This window comes from Planctomycetaceae bacterium, from assembly GCA_041398785.1.
Classification (GTDB): Bacteria; Planctomycetota; Planctomycetia; order Planctomycetales; family Planctomycetaceae; genus JAWKUA01.
In genome coordinates this window covers 15763-37922 of record JAWKUA010000028.1, presented here as the reverse complement: position 1 = coordinate 37922, position 22160 = coordinate 15763, and the positions used below count along the sequence as shown (strand labels likewise).

The window sequence follows — 22160 nt, the reverse complement described above, 5'->3', positions numbered from 1 at the left end:
CTTTTTTCGTCAGGAAGCAAACCACTTGGGCGATCCAAAACGCGATCAGTTGAAAGTTGCCGACCAGAAGGCCGTGCTGGCCGGAGTGTTCGATCCGGACGACGTTCTGTCAAAGGAACAGGCACTCGACGAATTGAAGGGACTTGTCAGGACGGCAGGAGTCAACGTCGTCGGTGAGATTGTGCAGTTCCGCGATACTCCGCATCCCGCGCATTGCCTGGGGACCGGCAAGGTCGAAGAACTGCGGCAAATGGTGGAATCGACCGGCGCGGAAATGGTTGTCTTTGACAACAACCTGACACCGTCGCAGGGCCGGTCGCTGGAACAGGCCATCGAAAAGCCGATCGTCGACCGCAGCGAAGTCATTCTGGATATCTTCGCCACGCATGCTCGCACCTATGAAGCCATGCTGCAGGTCGAACTGGCGCAGTTGCAGTACTTTCGTACTCGCCTGAAACGCATGTGGACTCACCTGGAGCGCATCACGGGCGGTATCGGTGCCGGGCGCGGACCGGGGGAAAAGCAGCTTGAAACGGACCGCCGGCTGATCGACAGGCGCATTTCCGAACTCAAACGCAAGCTGAAGGAAGTCGAACAGCGACGGGAACGAACCGTTTCCTGCCGGCGCGAGCAACCCACAGTGTCGCTGGTCGGCTACACCAACGCCGGCAAGAGCACACTGATGCGAACTCTGACGGGAGCCGATGTGCTGATTCAGGACGCGCTGTTCGCCACGCTGGATACTCGCACGCGGCGCTGGGCAATTCCGGGCTACGGCGACGTGCTGCTCAGCGATACCGTCGGATTTGTGCGAAATCTGCCTCACGACCTGGTCGCTTCGTTCCGGTCGACTCTGGAAGAAGCCCGCCACGCCGACCTGTTGCTGCACGTTGTGGACGCCGCCAATCCGGAAGCCGAACGACAGATTCAGACCGTGTACCAGGTGCTGGACGAAATCGGCATCCGCGCGAAGAACGTTCTGCTGGTGCTGAACAAGGTGGACCAGATTCAGGACCGTTCCGTGATCGACATCCTGCGACGGCATTACGACGACACGATCACTGTCAGCGCCGCGACGGGTGACGGAGTCGACAGGCTGGCGAAGGTCGTCGCCGAACGTCTGTCGGGAGGATTCGTGACGGCCGAAATCGAAACGCCGTCCGGTAATGGCCGGCTGTTTGCCTGGCTGTCACAGCATGCGGAGGAACTCGACCGCAGCTACACGGACGAATCCGCCGGACGCGTCCGCATCACGTGTCGCATGCCGAAACTGTTCGCCAACACGATCGACGAACCGGACACCAGTATTCGGTATCTGCAGGAAGCCGTCGGGGCAAGAATGTAGGCACAAGGCTGAAGGCGCGAGTTGAATTCGCGTCGACATGCTTGCACACGAGGGTCGGATGGGTGCGTGTTTGCGTCCCGGCCCTCTACCCGAATCCCAGCAGTTTGCTGAAGTCGACCCACAGGACGAAGACGAACAGCGTCACGATAAACACCAGGCCCATGCCGTGAGCCCAGTTGATCACGCGGGCACTCGGTTTGCGGCGAGTGACGCCTTCCCAGATCAGGAACACCATGTGGCCGCCATCCAGAATCGGAATCGGCAGGAAGTTCAGCACCGCAAGATTGATGCTGAGAAAGCCCAGAAACATCAGCAGTTTTGAAAGTCCCTGGTCCGCCACCTGGTAGCCGATGCTGACGATTCCCACCGGGCCGCTGAGTTCTTTCGGTGACAGCCGACCGCCAAACAAAGTTCGCAGCGTCAGATAGATGTTGATTGCAGAACTCTTCGTATAGCCGACTCCCAGCCCGAACGCTTCGCCCCAGGATTCGGCCTTCCGAGTCAAGCTGAGTGGTTCGAATCCGACAATTCCCCGTGACGGCAGGTACCAGTCCGTCGCCGGTTCGTTTTTCGTCAGCAGCACCGATCCGCCGCCGTCGCCGTCAGCCGAATCGGCGGGGAAGTACAGCCGCACGTCTCGCAGCGGAACATCCTGAATCGCGGCAAAGGCATAGGCCCAGTTCATGTGATCCTGGACTTCGCCATCCTGATCGGCAGTTTCAAAGTCGATGACAAAGGGCGACGGCTTGTTTCCCAACGCGTCGTAATCGACTGACTTCGGATCGGGGCGTTCCAGAGCGACCTTTGTGATCTGCTGATCGACCTTGAACTTTCCGCTGAGCGCGGCTTCGCTGCCTTCGACGACTTTGGCGATTCGCCGCTGAATCTGAATCGCCGCGCCGATGGCGGGAATGGCCAGAGGCGTGGATTTGTTGATCATCATGTCAACCCAGCCGGGAGCATCCGTGGCGGGGATCTGCAGCACCTTCTCTGTTTCTCCGACAGGGCCGCCGGGCTGACGCGTCACGGTGACAGCAACCGTCTGTCCCGCTTTGCCGGCGAAGTAATTCGGCAGCCGCAGCGGGTCGATGTCACGACCGACGGCCAGATCGTCGACCCGGGTAATCTGGTCACCGACCTGCAGTCCGGCCTGTTCGGCATTGGAACCTTTGATGATGGCCCGCACCGGGCCGATGGCCATCCACAGGCCGATCGACCGCATGGGTCGCGGCGGGACGGTGACTTCCAGTGTTTCGACGGCCGGTTCCGCTTCCGTCGTGCCATCTGCGGGCTTTATCGGGCGTTCGACCGTATAGACCAGTTCCTGATCCGCCAGTGACGCTTCGATCCGTTCCAAATCGTGGCGATACGTGACCGGCCGACCATTGATCGCGGTAATGCGATCGCCGCGGCGGAAGTCGGCCGAAGCGACCGCGGCCGGCATGCCCGGGTTCGTTGTCGGAACGTCTGCGGGCATTTCATCCCAGATGCGAGTCGTGGCGGCCGGGGCAATTCCCACCTTCTGTGCCCTGTCTCCCTGGCGAGGCGTCACGGTGACACTGAAATCCGTTCCGTCGGCGCGTTGTCCCTGAATTTCGATTTCGCCTCGGGATAGTACGATGGACTGAGTGATGTCGGTGAAGTTCCTGACGGTCTCGCCATTGATGGAATCGATGCGGTCTCCGGGAAGAATGCCGGCGGTCCAGGCCGGATCGCCGGGATGCAGATAGCCCACGACGGGAGACATTTCCAGGACTCCCATACGGTACGCAATCGCGAAGAACAAAAAGCCGGTGATGACATTCATGGTGACTCCGGCCGAAATGATCAGCATCCGCTGCCAGACCTTCTTCGCGGAATACGACCGCGGGTTTTCCGCGATTTCGTCGCTGGTCATCTGATTCGGATCCATGTCGTCCTGACCCAGCATCTTGACGTAGCCGCCGAAGGGCAGAGCGCTGAAGGCGTACTCCGTTTCGCCTTTCTGGCGGCTCCACAGAATCGGGCCGATGCCGATGCTGAACCGTTCGACGTGAACACCGCACCACTTGGCAACGGCAAAGTGGCCCAGTTCGTGGAAGAAAATGACCATTCCGAGTCCCAGAATGACCAGCAGCGCGTTGCCGATCATTCCCGGCAGATTCGACGCGGCCAGGACTGGGGACGTATCAAGAAGGAGAACTAAGAATTCCACCGAGCTGATTCCTTTCGAGCCCACGCGTCCATCTGCCGGAGCCCCGGCAGTGTCGGGTGAGCGTCGTATGTGTGGTGGTTAAGGATGTCGCTGCACAATTTCGTAATCTGTGTGAACCGCAGATCGCCGTCCAGAAAACGGCGCACGGCAACTTCATTTGCGGCGTTCAGTACGGCTCCTCCGGTTCCGCCGCAGGCCGCAACTTCGAACCCCAGCCCCAGAGCCGGAAACGCGTCGAAATCGGGCGGAACGAAGTCCAGCGTCATCGGACTCGTCCAGTCCGTCTGAAGGCTCGGACAGTCCAGCCGATCCGGAAACGTCAAAGCATACTGAATCGGCAGCCGCATGTCGGGAGGAGACATCTGGGAAATGACCGAGCCGTCTCGATATTCCACCAGCGAGTGTACGATCGACTGAGGATGCACGACGACCGAAATCTGCTCAGATTGCAGCCCGAACAGCCATCGCGCTTCGATGATTTCCAGGGCCTTGTTCATCATCGTCGCCGAATCGATCGTGATCTTCGGTCCCATGTCCCAGGTGGGATGCTTCAGCGCCATTTCGGGAGTCACCGATTCCATCCGGCGACGACTCCAGCCGCGAAACGGTCCGCCGCTGGCCGTCAGGATGATTCGCCGGACGTCCTGCTTTCTTCCCGACTGCAGCGCCTGAAATACGGCACTGTGTTCGCTGTCGACCGGAAGAATCACAGCTCCGGTCTGCTGGGCACGTTCCGTGATGATTGGTCCGGCAACAACCAGAGCCTCCTTGTTGGCCACGGCCACGCGTTTTCCGGCATCGACCGCCGCCCAGGTCGCCGGCAGTCCCGCTGCACCCACGATCGCGGAAACCACCACGTCGACGTCGTCCGATCGAACAAGGTGATCAGCCAATTCCATTCCGAAGTGCAACTCCGTCGCATCCGGAATGCGGTAGCGGTCTACTTCGGATCGCGTCGCTTCGTTTCCCAGCAGAATCCAGTCCGGATGAAACTCACACGACTGTTCCAGCAACCGCTCGACACTGCCAAACGCGGTGGCTCCCGCCAGACGCATGCGGTCCGGGTGACTTCGAATGACGTCAAGGCAGCTTGTTCCGATCGATCCCGTCGACCCCAGCACGACAATCGACTGCCGCTGCGAAGAATGTCGAGGCAACGATTGTTGCGGAATGGGCTGAAGCGGTGTCACAAAGTTCGAACGTAAAGCAAGCAGTATGAACGATTTACAGGCGCAAGCGGAGGATTCTAGGAAGGCCGGAGATTTGCGGCAAGACGGCCTGGCAGGCGTCGCACGCCGGTGCCAGCATCTGAAACGTTGGTGGATTCCCGCTTTTTCCGGAAGGAAACGATCCCGACCGCGGAAATGGTCAGCGACACCTCGTTCCAGGGCTCCTGCCGTGGAACACCGTGCCTTGCAGGCTCTGCCTGCATGTCACCGGAACTTAACGGAGCAACGTTCTTGAAGGCGGAGCCTTCCTGGCAGGGCGTTCCGAGGCTGGAGCCTCGTAACGAGACGAACGCTGCAGCATCGGCGCGAGACAAACGACGCGAAGGCAGCCGACACCGCGCGGTTTGACAGACCGGAAGCGGTCCGGTGTAATCTGACGCAACCCTTCCGGCTGTGTTCAGGATTCAGTTTGTGCCACGGACCTGGTCATTTCACACTCACGACGCGACCGCGATTCGCCGGCTTTCGGAGCAGTTGCGAGTGTCTCCGCTGGTGGCGCAGGTTCTGATCGCGCGGGGTTTTTCGACGGCCGAACTGGCGAAGGGATTTCTGGACGCGCGCCTGGTCGACCTGCGGGAACCGTCCCTGCTACCGGGAGTCAGTGAGGCCGCCGACCGGATTGTTGCCGCTGTAAAGTCCGGCCGAAGAGTCACCATCTACGGCGATTACGATGTCGACGGCGTCACCGCCACCAGCATCCTGTGGCATTGCCTGAAACTGACCGGAGCCAACGTCGACTATTATATCCCGTGCCGCATGGAAGAAGGCTACGGGCTGAACTCCGCCGCAATTCGACAGCTTCATGAAGAGGACGCCTCGCGTCTGCTGGTATCCGTCGACTGCGGTATTGCCAGCGTGGAAGAAGCGCAGTTGGCGAAGCAGCTTGGTCTGGAACTGATCATCACCGATCACCACCACATCGGTGACCAGTTGCCGGACGCCGCTGCACTGGTTCATCCGCGACTGCCGGGGACCGATTATCCGTTCGGCGAGCTGTGCGGGGCGGGAGTCGCCTTCAAACTTGCCTGGGCCGTCTGCCAGCTTCTGGGCGACGGAAAAAAGGCCAGCCCGAAAATGCGGGAGTTCCTGAAGTCGGCCGTCGGTCTGGCTGCCGTGGGAACTGTCGCCGACGTGGTTCCTTTGATCGACGAGAACCGCATCATCGTTCGCTATGGATTGCACAGCCTGCGCGAGAACCCGTCCATCGGCCTGGCCGCTTTGATGAAGATTGCAAAGCTGGATTCCGGACAGCTTCTGAAAGCCGAAGACATCGCCTTCGGGCTCGCTCCCCGAATCAACGCCGCCGGCAGGCTCGGGCAGGCTCGGCTGGCAGTCGAACTGCTGACGACCAGCGATCCCGATCGAGCGGTCGCTCTGGCGGTGTACGTCGATGAACTGAACAAGAACCGCAAAACCGTCGAGCGCCGAATTCTGAAGGAAGCAAAGGAACTTGTCGCCGCTCATCCGGAGTGGGCCGACCATCCGACGCTGGTCCTGGCTCACCGTGACTGGCATCCGGGAGTCATCGGAATCGTCGCCAGCCGCGTTGCGGAAGCGTTCGAAAAACCGACCGTGCTGATTTCGCTGAAGGACGACGGAACCGGTTCCGGCAGCGGCAGAAGCTGGGGCGGATTCGACCTGTATTCGGGACTAGAAGCGTGTTCCGATTGCCTGACCGGATTCGGCGGTCACAAAGCCGCGGCCGGAGTTCGACTCCACGCGTCCGCCGTCGACGAACTGCGCACGTCGCTGGCCAACTGGGCGGAGGGCCACTTTTCTCCCACTGACGACGATCTGTCCCTGCGCATCGACGCGGAAGTGCATCTATCAGAAGTCACTCGGCAGGCCGTTCTGGAACTCGACCGACTGGGACCGTTTGGTGAAGCGAATCCTCAGCCAAGATTCGTTGCCACGGGAGTCCGACTGGCCGAGCCGCCGAAAACCATGGGTGAAGGGGCTCGGCACTTGTCGCTGCGAGTCAACCATCACAGCACAGTCCTGCGAGCGGTCGCGTTTGGCCGCGGCGAATGGGCCGAAGAAATCGCCGCCGTGAATGGTCCGCTGTCGATCAGCTTCGCTCCGGTGATCAATTCCTTCAAGGGCTACGATCGCGTCGAACTGCACCTGATCGACTGGAAGGATCCGTCGGTCATCGAACCGAATTCGTAGCGCTCGGCGCGCGAGGCTCCTGCCGAGCCGCTGTCGTATCGGACACGTTTTGGCACGCGTGGCTCGGCGGGAGCCTCGCCCTCCCGGATGCCGCATTGTTCCGGTTGCTGCGTGTGTGATCGATCGATACTCGGCTGACGAAACATGACACGCTGTACCGTGAGGATTCGCGGCGGACGCGCTTTGTTCGCGTGTTTTTCATTCCTGCGGTGAGCGGCGGAACACCAGCCCGATCGCGTCCAGCACCGCGGCGCCGCGACCGTGCAGTCCGATGACCGGAGTTCCGTTGTCGGAAATCGTTCGAACGTTGTCATCATCGGGCACGCCGATCCAATCCGACGTGTATGAATCTTCGGCGTCGAGTGAACCATCTTTCCCGATGCGCATGAAGACCAGTTGCACGGCGTTGACCAGATCATCCGCATCGACATTGATCGCACCAACAGCGTACCCCGGACGGCCGACAATCACGTCGCCGACGGCGGATTCCGCGGACGCTCCGAACAGCGGCACCAGTCCGCCGACTCGCTCCCGTCCGGCCCACTGGCCCATTCGAAAACTGACTCCCACCAGGAACTCGCCGGTCGGGCTTTCCGTTCGAAAAGGACTTCCGCCGCTGCCGCCAAGAAGTTCAGACGCCGTTCCGGATCCGGGATTGTTTGCCAACGGATTTCCGAATCCCGGATTGCCCGGAAGTTGTGCCGGATCCATTCCCGGCAGTCCCGCGCCGGGCGGTATCAGGCCAGGTCCGAAACCGGGGCCGAACTCCGGTCCGAAAGCGGAGCCATCCGGAATCGGCACGCCGAGCGGAGCTCCGGAACCGGGTGCGGCGCTGGACGGCGGCGAGTCGGACGGCGGCGTGTCGTCTTTCGGGACGCCGAGCCCTTCAAACGACGGCGCGAGGTCCGGCAGCATGTCGACGACAGGCATTTCAGGACGAACGAAGTCGCGGCGGGGATTGTTGTCCCGCAGTCGGGGATCGGCGATGAATCCCAACGTCAGTACCAGTAGTCCAACGATCGGTGTTGCGATTCCGAATGGCAGCGGAATAGGCGCGCGATACGCTTCGGGAATTCGCTGGGCGGTCTGAACTTCCACTCCGTGTTTTGACAGGATTCCCGCCAGTTGTTTCAGGCTGACCCGGCTCGGAACGCCCACCATGCAGTGGCCGCCATCAGACAGTAGCAGCATCACAGAAAATGAATGGCCGATGTGCTTTCCGGGAATGATCACGCACCGGTCAATATCAGCGAATTCGAAGTCAGCAACATTGAACTGAAAAGTCAGCAGTCCGGCCGACATGCTTCCCCAGTGCAGCCGGTCGCTGTAAATCCGGCAGTTTCCGGAAACGTGTTTTCTGCGCGCGAACAGGACCAGGTATCCGACGCCGAGCCCGATCAGGCCCAGGCCGAATGCTGTCCCCGGTCCGGGCGGGTTGACGTTGATTGCAAACAGCAGCAGGAACACACCTGTCGACGCCAGCCAGAGGCCCGCGATGATGGCCAGGCGAATCACCAGATCGTTTCGCAGCCGTATTCGAAACAGCGGCGGTTCATTCCAGTGCAGGACCGCGGACGAGAAACTGATGTCTTTTGTCAGCAGGTTTCGAAGTCCCATCGTGTGCATTTCCGCGGCGGAGCGTCAGTGCTCCTCGTACTTGGGGATGTTCGGTTCCGGGACGGTTTCAATCAGCTTTGTGATGATGTTCTCCGGAGCCATGCCTTCGGCCTGCGCCTGAAAATTGGTGGACACGCGGTGCCGCAGCACGGGCACAGCCACTTTGCGGACATCGGCAATTGAGATGTTCGGACGACCATCCATCGCCGCGGCCGCCTTGGCCCCGGCAATCAGGTACTGGCCCGCTCGCGGCCCGGCGCCCCAGTCGACGAGCTTTTTCACGAAGTCCGGTGCCGCCGCATCAGCGGGCCGCGTTGCTCGCACCAGCCGCGCCACGTAGCTGATGATCAGCGGGGACGCCACGATCTGTGAAATCTGTTTTTGCAGATACAGGATCGAGCGAGCCGACAGCACCTTGCGCACATCGACTTTCTCGCCGGACGTCGTCGCTTCCAGAATGCGTTCCTCTTCGTCCAGTGTCGGATAATCGACCACGACGTTGAACATGAATCGGTCGAGCTGAGCTTCCGGCAGCGGATACGTTCCTTCCTGTTCAATCGGGTTCTGTGTCGCGATGACAAAAAACGGTTCCGGCAGGTTGTAGGTTTTCTGACCGACGGTGACTTCGTGTTCCTGCATCGACTGCAGCAGCGCCGCCTGAGTTTTCGGCGGCGTGCGGTTGATTTCGTCGGCCAGCAGCACGTTTGTGAACACCGGCCCTTCGACGAACCGGAATTCCCGGCGGCCCTGTTCGTTTTCTTCCATCACATTCGTGCCGGTGATGTCTGACGGCATCAGGTCAGGAGTAAACTGAATGCGGCGGAATTCGACATCCAGCAGCTTGGCGATCGTGCTGACGATGAGTGTTTTCGCCAGCCCCGGAACTCCGATCAGCAGGCAGTGGCCGCCGGTAAAAATCGCCGCCAGGATCTGATCGATGACGTCGTCCTGCCCGATGATGACCTTGTGCAGTTCCTCAACCATCACATCATGGTGGCGGCGGAACTTTTCCAGGAACTCATCGAAGTCGCGTTTCTCAGCCAAAACTTGCATTCCTTGTTCGCGGTCAGTGACGCGGAAGGATAGCGACTGGCTGCCGCGAAGAAAATTCCCGCGGGGTCCCGACAGCGACTCGCATTGCGGCAGTCCCTTCGCAGCGAGTGCGCGTATTTACGTGGCCCATGAGGCAACGCCATGAAGCATTCCTGTGCGGGAAGACACAGCTCGTTTAACCTCGATGCCGGTCAGTTTGGCTGCGGGCGCCAGCATTGTTCCCTCGCCTGCGCAACGGGAGAGGGAGATTTTTCTGCGTCCAGCAGAAAAATCGGGGAGAGGGCCGGCCGCGCAAACCGCACGCAGCAAGCGAGTCGCGCGGGGTGATCGAACTGCGCCCGTCGGCGCGGCGACTCATTGGTACAGCAGGTACGGGGCAATGAGTTCGCGCCACCGCGTGGCGTCGAGCGACAGCAGTTCGTCCAGTTCTTCCGTCGTCAGCGGTTCGTCAATCGCCAGCCGACTCCGCAGGCGGTCATTGCCGAACAGAATATCGATCGGCGGCTTTTCGAATTCGTATTCGTAGCCGGGAGCCAGCCAGCGGAATTCTTCGGGAGCCTGCAGCCTGGCGGCGGCGATCATCGATACCGTCAGTCGGACTGATCGAACAGCCGGCGGATCGACCACGTGAATCAGCACGCCCGCGCACGTTGTGTGCGACCATTTGTCGAATGTCGGCTGAAACCGGATCGGCTGCAGTCGAATTCCCGGATGCTGCCATTCGCCGATCAGCCGCTGAAACGTTTCCGGTTCCAGCCAGGGTGCTCCGACGACTTCAAACGGCAGAGTCGTGCCGCGGCCTTCCGACAGATTCGTGCCTTCCAGCAGCACCTGACCAGGGTACAGCACGGTGGTTTTCCAGTGCGGCATGTTCGGTGACGGCGGAACCCAGGGAAGCCCGGTGTCCGGGAACAGCATCGCTCGTCGCCAGCCGGTCATCGGAACCACGGTCAGATCGGCGTTGATCTGATGTTCGGCGTTGAACAGTCGAGCAAGCTCACCGATGGTCAGACCGTGCCGCAGCGGAATCTCACTGTTTCCGACAAAGCTGCGGAATTCGTTCTGCAGCATCGGACCTTCCGCGATTTCGCCGCCGAGCGGATTCGGACGATCCAGCACGACGACCGCCACATCGTTGTCCGCGCAGGCGTGCAGACATTCCAGCATCGTCCAGACAAACGTGTAGACTCGCGCGCCCACGTCCTGCAGATCGATCAGCAGGCAGTCGATGCCGTCCAGAATTTCGGCGGCGGGACGGCGAGTTTCCGAATACAGGCTATGCACCGGCAGCCCCAGCGGTTTGTATTCGGTATCCGGCGATTCAATCATGTTCGCCTGTTGTTCCCCCCACAATCCGTGCTGCGGCGAAAACAGAGCCCGAAGCTGCCGGGGAATCGCTCGCTGCACATCACAGGCGTAGCGAAAGTCGCGGTCGACCGACGCCTGATTCATCAGCAGTCCCAGCCTCGCTCCGGTCATGGCGGCGGGTGGTGATGCGACACACGCTTCAAGCCCGGTTCGAACAATGTGCGTCACGGCTGGTCGGTTCCGTTGCTGCCCGGCGTCGACCGAAGCCATACTGCACGGACGTGTGCGGACAAGTCACTACGATGATTGCCGGACTGCCGGCGGATTCTGAAAGGCGGCTCAGTGTATCAACCGGACGGATTGAAATGCGATTCGCCGCTGGAGTGGTCGACGGGCACCGGTACCGACGTCTGGGCGCTGTTCTGTGCGTGCGTCGCCGGAGATCTGCCGACGGTACAGCGACTGTTCCGGAAGGATCCGTCTCTTGCCCGCTGCCAGTTTCAGTATCGCAAGCCGATCTACTTCGCGGTGCGTGAGAACCGGCTTGACATTGCCGAGTTTCTGCTGGAACACGATCCGAACCCTGTGAACCCGGTGTTCAGCGACAGCCTGACCGACATTGCGCGGGATCGCGGCTACGATGCGATGCAGCGACTGCTGCAGAAGAAGCTCAGTGAACTCCACGGCGTCTCAGCGGGCGGCGAATCCATCGCCGACGTAATTCGGAACGGCGATCCCGCGACAGTGAAGTCGCTGCTGACTTCAAGGCCCGAACTTCTGCACGCCGCAGATGCCAACGGAAACCAGCCTTTGCACTGGGCGGTGATGACTCGCCGGATTGATGTCATTGACGACCTGTTGTCGCGGGGAGCCGACATCAACGCCCGGCGGATCGACGGAGCCAGGCCGATTCAACTCACGAACGGCGACTATCAGTTTCGCGGCTGGCGCGAAGTTCCGCAGGATCATCCGACAACGGCCCGCGAAGTGCTGGACCATCTGTTGTCAAAAGGTGCCGACTGCGATCTCTGCACCGCCGCGCACATCGGCGATCACGCTCGCGTGACGGCGATTCTCAACCGCGACCCGTCGCTGGCCAATCGTGCCGGGGACTACGTTTCGTACTATCCGTGTTCCGGCACGCCGATTCGCAACGCGGCGGCGGCTGGGCATTTCGACATCGTCAGGCTGCTGCTGGATCGCGGGGCTGATCCGAATCTGCCGGAAGAAGGTATCGCACCGAACGGACATGCGCTGTATTCGGCCGCTGCCAATGGTCACTTTGAAATCGTCAAACTTCTGCTGGAGCGCGGAGCAAACCCGAACGCCGCCGTCGAAAGTTCCGCCGATGCACTCAGCCGAGTGATCTCCAGCGGCGACGAGCGGATGCTGGAATTGCTGTGTTCTCACGGAGCAGCGCGGTCCGTGGATTTGCTGGCCTATGACAACGACCTGCGAACGGCGGCGGCTGTGTTCGACGCCAACCCGCAACTGGCCGACGATCCGGATGCTCTGGCCAACGCGGCCGGCCAGGGGCACGAGCTGTTCGTTCGACTGATGCTGCGCTATCACCCGGATCTGCCGCGGCGAGTCACGTTCCCGAGCTGGCTTGTGTGCGCGAAGACTCGCGAACTGAACGAACTGCTGTTCCGCCACGGCATGAATCCCAACAGCCGCGACTGGCTGGAAATCACGCCGCTGCACGAACTTGCCGGAAAGGGCGACGTCGACAGAGCCGCCCAGTTTCTGGACCACGGAGCCGATCTGCAGGCGCGCGACGATCACCTGTGTTCAACGCCGCTCGGCTGGGCGGCGAAATTCGGCCAGTTGGAAATGACGCGTTTCCTGCTGCAGCGTGGCGCGCCGGTGAACCTGGCCGACGACCCGCCCTGGGCCACAGCCCTGGCATGGGCCACCCGACGCGGCCACACTCTGGTCGCCGCTCTGCTGCGTCAACACGGTGCGCGCTAACGCCGCGTCCCGCGACTTTCGCGGGCTGAGTCCTCGCGCGACGGTGGGTTCCGGAACGGCAACGGCCGGTGAATCAGGCAGCCACGATCATTCGCGCGCTCTTCTGGCGACTTCTGGATGATGCCTGGCGAAATGGATAGAGTTGGAGCGTTCCGATTCCGAGTTCGAATGCCGCTGGAAGTCTTCCGACATGCGTGTACCTGTTTTCTTTTTCGTCGTAATCCTGTCCGTCAACGGTTTTGCACAGACGCTGGAACAGAGTCTGCTGGACGAACAGCCGAGCGCGATCGCGGCTGCAGCTCGCGAGTCCGGCGATGCGAAGCGCGGAGCGATTCTGTTCCATCAGGTTCATATCGGCTGCGTGAAGTGTCATGCGGTCGACGGCAGCAGCAACTCGCTCGGGCCGGATCTCACGAAACTCAGCGAACAAAAAACGGCGACCGACGAATACGTTGTGACGTCGATCCTGAAGCCGTCCGCCGACGTTCGCAAAGGCTTCGAAACGGTTGCGGTGGTGACGTCCGACGGCAGGACTCACACGGGACTGCTGGTCAGCCGCGATGGTGACAGCGTCATTCTGCGTGATCCCGATCGGAACGGTGAGCCGGTCACGTTTTCCGCCGACACGATTGACGAAGTCATTCCGGGAAGGCTTTCGATCATGCCGGCCGGGATCGCCAATCAGCTTGGGTCGAAGCAGCAGTTTCTGGATCTGGTCTGCTATCTGCTGGAAGTTCGTGACGGCGGGCTGTCCGCGGCTGTGCGTCTGCAGCCGCCTCCGGGACTGATTGCTCTGACACTGCCCGAATATGAATCGCACGTCGATCACGCCGGGCTGATCCGGGAACTCGACGCCGAAGCATTCGAACGCGGTGCCGCGATCTACAACCGGCTGTGCATCAACTGCCACGGCGATCACCAGCGTCCCGGTTCACTTCCCACGGCGCTGCGGTTCGCGGACGGGAAATTCAAAAACGGCGGTGATCCGTTTTCGATGTATCGCACGCTGACTCACGGGTTCGGATTCATGGTGCCGCAGATGTGGATGGTGCCGACGCAGAAGTACGACGTGATCCATTACATCCGCGAAAGCTATCTGCGGAGCACGAATCCGTCGCAGTATTTCGAAATCACGGCACACTATCTGAACGAACTGCCGCCGGGAGACACATTCGGTCCGGAAGCTCGCGAGTACGCTCCGTGGGCCGACATGAACTACGGCCCGTCGATGATCAACACGTTCGAAATCGGCAGCGACGGGCACAACTTCGCCTACAAGGGAATCGCCACTCGACTGGATCCCGGACCCGGCGGCATCGCAAAGGGAAACCGCTGGGCGATCTTTGATCACGACACACTGCGATTCGCTGCCGCGTGGGTTCGCGACCCGAATTCCACGGCGGCCGGTTTCGTCAACTGGGAGGGCATTCACTTCGACGGACGCCACTCAGCTCACCCGCGAATCGTTGGCGACCTGCAGTTCGAGAATCCCACCGGGCCAGGCTGGACGAGACCGGGGACGACAGATTTCGAAGACAACGCTCGCGTCGTCGGGCGGGACAATCGGCGTTACGGCCCGTTGCCGCGAGAGTGGGCGAAGTATCGCGGGCTGCATGCCGTCGGCGACGACAACGTCGTGGAGTATTCCGTCGGTGATACGGACGTTCTGGAACTTGCCGGAACGCTGGACGTGTTGTTCGATGAGGAATCGCTGCCGGTCTTCACGCGCACGATGACGCTCGGTGCCGCGGATGCAACGCTGACGACTTCAATCGCAACGTCCGGCGGTGATGACGCGGAATTCACGCGGCTCAGCAACGACGTGGCTGTGATCAGGCCGGCCGCAAGAACGGAACGGCAGGTTTCTGTGTCGCAGTTCGAAGGCCAGCAGCATCTGGTCATTCCGACGGGCGGCAGGTTCGATTTTTCCAGCCGTGACTTTACCGTGGCGGCTCGCATCAGAACTCGCGAAGGCGGCACGATCTTCTGCCAGGCAAAGCCGGATGGTCCGTGGACGCCCGACGGGAAATCGTTTTTCGTGCGAGACGGTTTTCTGTGCTACGACATCGGCTGGGTGGGAGTCGTCGGGTCGGACGACCAGGTCGACGACGGCAACTGGCACGACGTCGTGCTGACGTGGCGGCACTCCAGCGGCGAAGCGGAATTTGCGATCGACGGACGCAGTTCGAACGGCGGCGTGCTGAGGCCGAAGAGCGAACTGCAGCAATCCGTCGCGAAAATCGGGTTCACGTCGGACGACTTCCCGAACCCGTCGCCGTTTCGCGGAGAGATTCAGCAGGTCGCGTTCTGGCAGCGGGCGTTGTCCGATGACGAAATCCGTGTCTGGCGCAATGATCGCGGTGTCATGGCGAAAGCCGACGGCCACTGGATGCTGACTCATGAAGGCCGGGACATTGTCGCCGACGACTCCGGCCACGGCCATGATGCCAGTCTGGTGGTGGGAAGGCAGCGAACACCGCAGGCGACTGTGCTGGCCGGAATTGTCGGTGCCGCGGACAGGTGCAGTCTGGTTAAGGTTGGCGGCCGGCTTTGCGGGCAGTTTTCAACGTCGAATGCGGCCGACAACATGGTGGTCTGGGCCGTTCGCGTCGATGAACAAATGACGGACGACGAACTGTCCGGACTCGCGACGAAAGTGAAGGATCGCATCCAGCACCGCGACCTGTCGGCGCTGGTCCGACATCCGGCGCGGAAACGCTGGCCGGAGGTTCTGACGACAACTGCGATTCTCGGCGACGATTCAGGACCGTTCGCCGTCGACGCACTAACGGCTCCGGTCAATAACCCGTGGTTTGCCCGGCTGCGGTTCGGTGGTCACGATTTCTTCACCGACGGTGATCGCGCCGCGGTCTGCAGTTGGGACGGCGACGTGTGGCTGGTCAGCGGTCTGAAATCACTCAGACCCGGCGACGCCTCGTCGAGGGCTCTGACGTGGCAGCGCATTGCATCCGGACTGTTCCAGCCGCTGGGTATCAAGGTCATCGCCGGAGAAGTCTATGTGACGTGCCGCGATCAACTGGTCATTCTTCGCGATCGGAATCAGGACGGCGAAACCGACTTCTACGAATGCTTCAATAACGATCACCAGGTCACGGAACACTTCCATGAGTTTGCGATGGGGCTGCAGCAGGACACGATCGGCAACTTCTACTATGCCAAATCCGCTCGCCACGCGTTAACGGCGCTGGTGCCGCATCACGGAACGCTGCTGAGAATTCCGTCGGATGGTTCCCGGACGGAAATCATCGCCAACGGTTTCCGCGCCGCGAACGGAGTCTGCCTGAACCCGGACGGTACGTTCATCGTCACTGACCAGGAAGGCCACTGGAATCCCAAGAACCGCATCAACTGGGTTCACGAAGGCGGCTTTTACGGAAACATGTTCGGCTATCACGACGTCACCGATGATTCCGACGACGCGATGGAACAGCCGCTGTGCTGGATCACGAATGCATTCGATCGTTCGCCGGCCGAACTGCTGTGGGTCGACAGCGACCAATGGGGGCCGCTGAACGGAAGCCTGCTGAATCTGTCGTACGGCTACGGCAGGGTCTATGTGGTTCCGCACGAAAACATCGGCGGACAAATGCAGGGCGGCATGTGCGAATTGCCGATACCGCAGTTTCCCACCGGCATCATGCGAGGACGCTTTCACCCGAACGACGGACAGTTGTACGTTTGCGGCCTGTTTGCCTGGGCGTCCAATCAACAGGCTCAGGAAGGCGGCTTCTACCGGCTGCGATACACCGGAAAGCCGTCGTATCTGCCGGTACAACTGAAGGCGAGCCGCGGGAAGATCACGATCGGTCTGACAGAACCCGTGGACCGCAGTTCCGCGTGCGATGCGTCCGCGTATTCAGTCAAAGTCTGGTCACTAAAGCGAACGGCTAACTATGGATCGGACCACTACGACGAACACGCTTTGGAAGTCGCCGCGGCGAATCTTTCCAGCGACGGGCGCGAAATCACGCTGACGATCCCCGAACTGGCTTCCACCTGGTGCATGGAAATTCGTTGTCGACTGAAGACACCGGATGGCAGGATGTTCGAACGGGTGATCCACAACACAATCCACCGGCTGGCCGAGTAAAATCCTGTCGGACGACGGATGTCGATTGTGCCGTCGCGACCGAGTCCCTGCGCCGGTGGATCACGCTTCGAATGCTTCCTTAAATCCGGGAGACCAACCCATGCGGCACACTGTTCTGATCTGCACAACCCTGCTGCTGTCATCAAGGCTGCTGGGACCGTGTCTCATTTGTGCTGATGAGACGAAAAGCGATGCTGCCGAAAAACCATCACCCGTCTGGTACGGAACGATGGACGTTGGTCCGCGAGTGTTTCGTTTCTTGATCGAACCGGTCAAAGCCGACGACGGCAGCGTGTCGCACCGGCTTGTCAGTCTTGATGAAGGCCGGCAGGCATTTGTGCTGGATCGCTTCGACCTGACGGGCACTTCGCTGGAGTTCGACCTGAACCTGACCCGAGCGACATACGCCGGTCAGCGAACGGATGACGGCAACGTCGTCAACGGAAAATGGAAGCAGCGCGGCGCGGAATTTGACCTGCAGCTTCGAAAGCTGGACGCGCCGCCCGTCGATGCTCCTGACGAAGTCTGGGCAGGGGATCTGAACACGCTGCTGCAGAGGCTGACGCTTCGCTTTCGAGTTTACGGCACCGACGCGGAGTCCGAATCCGTGTTTCTGGACAGCGTGACTCAAAAGGCCGGCGGCTTCAAAGCGTCGCGAACGGTCAGCGGCAACACCTGGACAATCTCGGTTCCAATGCTGAAGGCATCCTTTACTGGCACGCTGTCGGATGACGGAAAGCAGGTCGACGGGACATTCACTCAGGCCGGAATTCCTCTGGACCTCACGCTGTCACGCACCGAGTTGCCGATCCCGACAGACGCCCCGGCACCGCGCCGTCCACAGACTCCGGCGGCACCGTTTCCGTACGATGTGGAAGACGTCGTGATTGAGAACACGGCAGACTCCGTCCGGATTGCGGGAACTCTGACGATCCCGAAGCAAGCTGGCCAGGTGCCGGCGGTGGTGATGATTTCCGGCTCCGGTCCGCAGGATCGCGACGAATCGATCGCCGGCCACAAGCCGTTCCTGGTGATTGCCGATCATCTTGCTCGCCACGGCATCGCGGTTCTGCGATGCGATGATCGCGGTGTTGGCCGATCGACCGGAAACTTCGCTTCGGCCACCAGTGAAGACTTCGCTCGGGACGCGATCGCCGCCGTCGACTTTCTGCAACAGCAGGCGCGAATCGACAAGTCGGAAATCGGACTGATCGGGCACAGCGAAGGAGGCATTGTGGCTCCGATGGTTGCCGCGCAGCGCCCCGACGTGGCGTTCATCGTGCTGCTGGCGGGAACAGGGGTCAACGGAGAACAGATTCTGCTGTCGCAGGGCCAGTTGATTCTGAAAGCGGCAGGCATCACCGACGAAAAAACGCTGCGAGCGCAGAAAGCCGTCCAGACGGCAATGGTCCGGGCGGTGTTGTCCGACAACGATCAGGAGACCGACGACGCACTGGTCGCCAGAGTCACTGAAGAACTTCGCACTGCACTTCCGGACGAAGATGCCGGCCGGGAGGAACTGACGGCAACGGTCCGGGTTGGCATTGCAAGACTGCGAACACCGTGGTTCCGGTTCTTCCTGAAACACGAACCGGCGCCTGTCCTGAAACAGGTGAAGTGCCCGGTACTGGCGCTGAACGGCGAGAAGGACACGCAGGTCGATCCCAAACTCAATCTGCCGGCAATCAGGCAGGTGCTGACGGACGCCGGAAACACGGATGTGGAAGTTGTGGAACTGCCCGGGCTGAATCACATGTTTCAAACGGCCGTCACAGGAGCTCCCGGGGAATATGCCGAGATCGAAGAGACAATCTCCGCGTCTGCTCTGGACGCAATGACAACCTGGATTCGCCGCGTGACGAAGGCCGGCAGCGAATAGCTCGACCGCACGCGGTTCCGATGCGGAATGCGACGGTGTCCGGCAGGTAAGCAAACACCGGCCCCGAAGAGACCGGATGCAAATCGTCGACGCACGCTGCGATCTTCCTCGGTTGCCGTTGTGCTGCCGATTGATGACCACAGTTTCAATCCGCTTTTGACACTGCCGGGTTCTCGTACCAGACGACGTTATTGCTCGCTCGACCGGCAACCAGAAGATCGGGGTCACCGTCGTTATCCAGGTCCACCGCTCGGATGTCGTACGCCTGCTGGTTTTCGCCAACGATGTGACGCAGAAAGCCGCCCTTCCCGTCGTTTTCATACCACGCACACAACTCGCTGCCATAGGCGCACGTCGCGGCGTCGCTGTCGCCGTCGCCGTCCAGATCGCGGACAACCAGACAATGTGGTTCCTGAATCTCATCGTCGATGGAATGCACCGTCCAGTCCGGACCTTCAAACCAGATGACTCCGACACCGTGCCCGCGAGAAGCGACCAGATCCATCTTGCCGTCGCCGTTGACATCCGCGGGATGGATGTTGGTCGCTCCCGGATGCGGTCCGGGAAGCGCGTGTTTCGTCCATGGCGCGGCGGGGTCCTTTCCTGCTTCCCACCACGCGAACCACTCACCTTTGCCCGAGGTATCCGTCGGCCCTCCCTTGGCTCCCGTTGCGGCATCCGGCCGACCGTCGCCGTTGATGTCGCCGAAACCAAGATAGTGAGTCAGTCCCGGAGCATCCTGTTCGGCAAAGATATGCCGCTGCCACGGATCGCCGGACCGGACATTTCGCGGCGGAGAAATCCACGCCAGTGAATTCGGAAACGGCGGCATCGGCTGAGCACTGGTGGCCAGCAGATCGATTCGCCCGTCGCGATCGACGTCGCCCCGGATCAGACCGTGAATTCCATTGACCTGATCGTCGACCAGTCGTCGCATCCACTTGCCGGTTGCAGGATCGTCCGGCTGTTCATACCACATGATCAGGCCCGGTTCGTAGCGAGCACCTACATAGTCCGCGTCGCCGTCACCGTCGATGTCCCAGGCTTCGCTGTGGATGTAGCTTCCCGCGTGGTCGTCGTCGAGCACGGTTTGCTTCCAGTCAGGGCCGGCAAACATCCGCAGCGTGCCGCTTCCCGTGTCCGCAATGACGTCCGGTGTCCCGTCGTTGTTGAAGTCTGCTGCCACGGCGGTCAAGCACGCTTCACCTTCGAAAAGCGTGTGCTTCTTCCAGACACTCGGTTCCTCGGCGCGAGCGACCGTGTCAAGGCACAGTGCTGAACAGACGACACACAACACCGCACTGCGATTCAGAAACGCGCTCATGGTTTCGGTCTCAATGTTCGAGAATTGGGATTTGTTCAAACCAGGTCACGAGGGTCAGGGCGACGGGATTCCGTGCCCGATTCCGTTTATGCTCCGCGAACAACTTTCGCACCGCAAGCAATCGAGAGGAATGCCATGTCCGGGTTTCGGTACAGCCTGAATGCCAGCACGATCAAGACCACACCGATTCTGAAGCAGATTGCCGTCGCCGCCGAAGCCGGATATGAAGCGATCGAATTGTGGCACGACGACATCGATGCTCACCTGCAGGCCGGCGGCTCACTAGCGGAGATTCGGCAGTGCCTTGACGATCACGGGCTGCAGGTTCCGACCACGATCTATCTGAAGGGCTGGTTCCAGCCTGAAGGTCCTGAACACACCGCGGCAATGGATGAGGCGAAACGCCGCCTGGAACAGACGGCGGCTGTGGGAGCTCCGCACGCCGTGGCAGGGCCGCCCGCCGGTCAGGCGGATCGCGAACTCGGCAAACGACACTACCACGAGTTGCTGGAACTGGGACGACAGTTCGGCGTCCGCCCGGCGTTCGAGTACCTGGGATTCGTCGACGACATCAAGACGATCGATGATGCGATCGAAATCCTGGAAGGATCCGGTCACCCCGATGCCTGCCTCGTGCTGGACCCGTTTCACTGCTTTGTCGGCGAAGGCGGGCCGGAATCCATCGGCCGGCTGAAACCCGACCAGATCGCAGTTTCCCACTTCAACGATGCGCCGGCGGCAAAGCCCGCTCACCTGCAGCGCGACCCTGACCGCGTCTTCCCCGGCGACGGATCGATTGACCTGAAGCGCTATTGTGACCTGCTGCGCGAAATCGGTTACGCCGGTTTTCTGTCGCTGGAACTCTTCCGGGACGACCTGTGGCAGCTTGACCCGTCATTCGTGGCGCGAATCGGCCTGAGCAAAATGAAAGAAGCTGCGGAAGCCGGTTGAAGCGATCCACAGTCCAGCGAGCTTGCTCTGCACGCACGGCCGACGCGTCATCCGCGCGGATGACACTGCGAATGCACCGACTTCAGTCGCGTGTGATCAACGTGCGTGTAGATCTGCGTAGTTCGAATGCTGGCATGCCCGAGCATTTCCTGCAGGGCTCGGATATCGGCTCCACCGGCAAGCAGATGAGTGGCGAAACTGTGACGAAGTGTGTGCGGGCTGACTTCCGAACCGCAGCCGGCTCGCTGAGCGTAACGCTGCATCAGTTGCCACACGGTTTCACGGTTCATCCGGCGGCCGCTGCGCGTGACGAACAGCCAGCCGGCGTCGTCCGCGGCATTGGCCGCCATGTCGGGGCGTTCCAGATTCAGCCAGTTCGTAATCGCTTCGATGGCCATCGGCGTCAGCGACACCATCCGCTGCTTGTCGCCCTTGCCGGTGCAGCGTGCGTAGCCGTCATTCAGATTGACGTCGGCCAGCTTCATTCCGGTGACCTCCGAAACTCGACAGCCCGTGGCGTACATCACCGCCAGGATCGCCCGGTCGCGCCGGGCGTAGCGGTCAACGGAACCGACAGGAGCCTGCAGCAGTTGATCCACCATTTCCGGGCTCAAGACGCGCGGAAGCCGCTGCCACAGTTTCGGTGAGCTGATCAGGTCGACCGTGCTTTCCGCGACGACGCCTTCCAGCATCAGAAAGCGAAAGAACATCCGAATTGCCACCAGGTTGCGAGCAATGCTGCTGGCTGCCAGGTCGCCTTTCTGCAGAAATTCCAGAAACGCTGTCAACGTGCCGACATCGATCTGCTGGACCGTCGCACGGGCGTGTTTTTGATTCCAGGCGAAGAATTTTGTCAGGTCCCGACGGTAGGCATCCACGGTATTCGGCGACATCCCGCATTCCGCGTCGAGATACGACAGAAATCCGGTCAGCCAGGTGGCCGGATCCTGATAGCCGCCGCCGCTGAATCGACTTCCCGCTCCGGGTTGTTTCCGCCGAGCCATAGCAT

Annotated in this window: 13 protein-coding genes; 6 read left to right on the top strand and 7 right to left on the bottom strand. The window is 60.8% G+C overall.

Annotation, left to right across the window (positions count from 1 at the left end; genetic code table 11):
• Positions 1 to 25: 25 nt before the first annotated feature.
• Positions 26 to 1345, top strand: coding sequence for a GTPase HflX (gene hflX, locus R3C19_23770; protein ID MEZ6063376.1), 1320 nt, complete (start codon positions 26 to 28; stop codon positions 1343 to 1345).
• Between the two features lie 85 nt (positions 1346 to 1430).
• Here the strand turns inward: hflX and rseP are convergent, their stop codons facing one another.
• Together rseP and dxr are read right to left on the bottom strand one after the other, a co-directional pair.
• Positions 1431 to 3539, bottom strand: a complete 2109-nt coding sequence (gene rseP / locus R3C19_23765) for an RIP metalloprotease RseP (GenBank protein MEZ6063375.1) — start codon at positions 3537 to 3539, stop codon at positions 1431 to 1433.
• Entirely contained in the window at positions 3527 to 4696 is a 1170-nt protein-coding gene (gene dxr / locus R3C19_23760; GenBank protein MEZ6063374.1) for a 1-deoxy-D-xylulose-5-phosphate reductoisomerase, read from the bottom strand. The genes rseP and dxr overlap by 13 nt, the downstream gene beginning before the upstream one ends.
• Positions 4697 to 5179: 483 nt before the next feature.
• Here dxr and recJ point away from each other — a divergent pair, with 483 nt between their 5' ends.
• Positions 5180 to 6937, top strand: a complete 1758-nt coding sequence (gene recJ / locus R3C19_23755) for a single-stranded-DNA-specific exonuclease RecJ (protein ID MEZ6063373.1) — start codon at positions 5180 to 5182, stop codon at positions 6935 to 6937.
• A 198-nt stretch (positions 6938 to 7135) separates the two neighbouring features.
• Here recJ and R3C19_23750 read toward each other — a convergent pair whose 3' ends face one another.
• The 3 genes from R3C19_23750 to R3C19_23740 all read right to left on the bottom strand — a co-directional run bounded on the left by R3C19_23750 (position 7136) and on the right by R3C19_23740 (position 11143).
• Complete coding sequence (locus tag R3C19_23750) at positions 7136 to 8554, bottom strand: hypothetical protein (GenBank protein ID MEZ6063372.1); 1419 nt, start codon at positions 8552 to 8554, stop codon at positions 7136 to 7138.
• A 24-nt stretch (positions 8555 to 8578) separates the two neighbouring features.
• A complete protein-coding gene (locus R3C19_23745) occupies positions 8579 to 9607 on the bottom strand; it encodes a MoxR family ATPase (protein MEZ6063371.1) in 1029 nt (342 codons plus the stop codon).
• 354 nt (positions 9608 to 9961) lie between these two features.
• Entirely contained in the window at positions 9962 to 11143 is a 1182-nt protein-coding gene (locus R3C19_23740; protein ID MEZ6063370.1) for a DUF1343 domain-containing protein, read from the bottom strand.
• A 114-nt stretch (positions 11144 to 11257) separates the two neighbouring features.
• Between R3C19_23740 and R3C19_23735 the strand changes: the two genes are divergently transcribed.
• From R3C19_23735 to R3C19_23725, 3 genes are all read left to right on the top strand, one after another.
• Positions 11258 to 12886: an ankyrin repeat domain-containing protein gene (locus R3C19_23735; protein ID MEZ6063369.1), complete on the top strand. Its 1629-nt coding sequence runs from the start codon at positions 11258 to 11260 to the stop codon at positions 12884 to 12886.
• 190 nt (positions 12887 to 13076) lie between these two features.
• Entirely contained in the window at positions 13077 to 16997 is a 3921-nt protein-coding gene (locus R3C19_23730; GenBank protein ID MEZ6063368.1) for a DUF6797 domain-containing protein, read from the top strand.
• A gap of 100 nt (positions 16998 to 17097) precedes the next feature.
• Positions 17098 to 18876, top strand: a complete 1779-nt coding sequence (locus R3C19_23725; GenBank protein ID MEZ6063367.1) for an alpha/beta fold hydrolase — start codon at positions 17098 to 17100, stop codon at positions 18874 to 18876.
• A 145-nt stretch (positions 18877 to 19021) separates the two neighbouring features.
• Here R3C19_23725 and R3C19_23720 read toward each other — a convergent pair whose 3' ends face one another.
• Positions 19022 to 20200, bottom strand: a complete 1179-nt coding sequence (locus tag R3C19_23720; GenBank protein ID MEZ6063366.1) for a VCBS repeat-containing protein — start codon at positions 20198 to 20200, stop codon at positions 19022 to 19024.
• 135 nt (positions 20201 to 20335) lie between these two features.
• On the opposite strand from R3C19_23720, the gene R3C19_23715 reads away from it, so the two are divergent.
• Positions 20336 to 21151: a sugar phosphate isomerase/epimerase family protein gene (locus tag R3C19_23715; GenBank protein ID MEZ6063365.1), complete on the top strand. Its 816-nt coding sequence runs from the start codon at positions 20336 to 20338 to the stop codon at positions 21149 to 21151.
• A gap of 47 nt (positions 21152 to 21198) precedes the next feature.
• Here R3C19_23715 and xerD read toward each other — a convergent pair whose 3' ends face one another.
• Complete coding sequence (xerD, locus tag R3C19_23710; protein MEZ6063364.1) at positions 21199 to 22155, bottom strand: site-specific tyrosine recombinase XerD; 957 nt, start codon at positions 22153 to 22155, stop codon at positions 21199 to 21201.
• Positions 22156 to 22160: the final 5 nt, after the last annotated feature.

Coding starts and splice junctions, on each gene's coding strand:
- R3C19_23720 (MEZ6063366.1), bottom strand. CDS start 20,200: ATGAGCGCGTTTCTGAATCGCAGTGCGGTGTTGTGTGTCGTCTGTTCA.
- xerD (MEZ6063364.1), bottom strand. CDS start 22,155: ATGGCTCGGCGGAAACAACCCGGAGCGGGAAGTCGATTCAGCGGCGGC.
- R3C19_23745 (MEZ6063371.1), bottom strand. CDS start 9,607: ATGCAAGTTTTGGCTGAGAAACGCGACTTCGATGAGTTCCTGGAAAAG.
- R3C19_23730 (MEZ6063368.1), top strand. CDS start 13,077: ATGCGTGTACCTGTTTTCTTTTTCGTCGTAATCCTGTCCGTCAACGGT.
- R3C19_23750 (MEZ6063372.1), bottom strand. CDS start 8,554: ATGGGACTTCGAAACCTGCTGACAAAAGACATCAGTTTCTCGTCCGCG.
- R3C19_23725 (MEZ6063367.1), top strand. CDS start 17,098: ATGCGGCACACTGTTCTGATCTGCACAACCCTGCTGCTGTCATCAAGG.
- R3C19_23715 (MEZ6063365.1), top strand. CDS start 20,336: ATGTCCGGGTTTCGGTACAGCCTGAATGCCAGCACGATCAAGACCACA.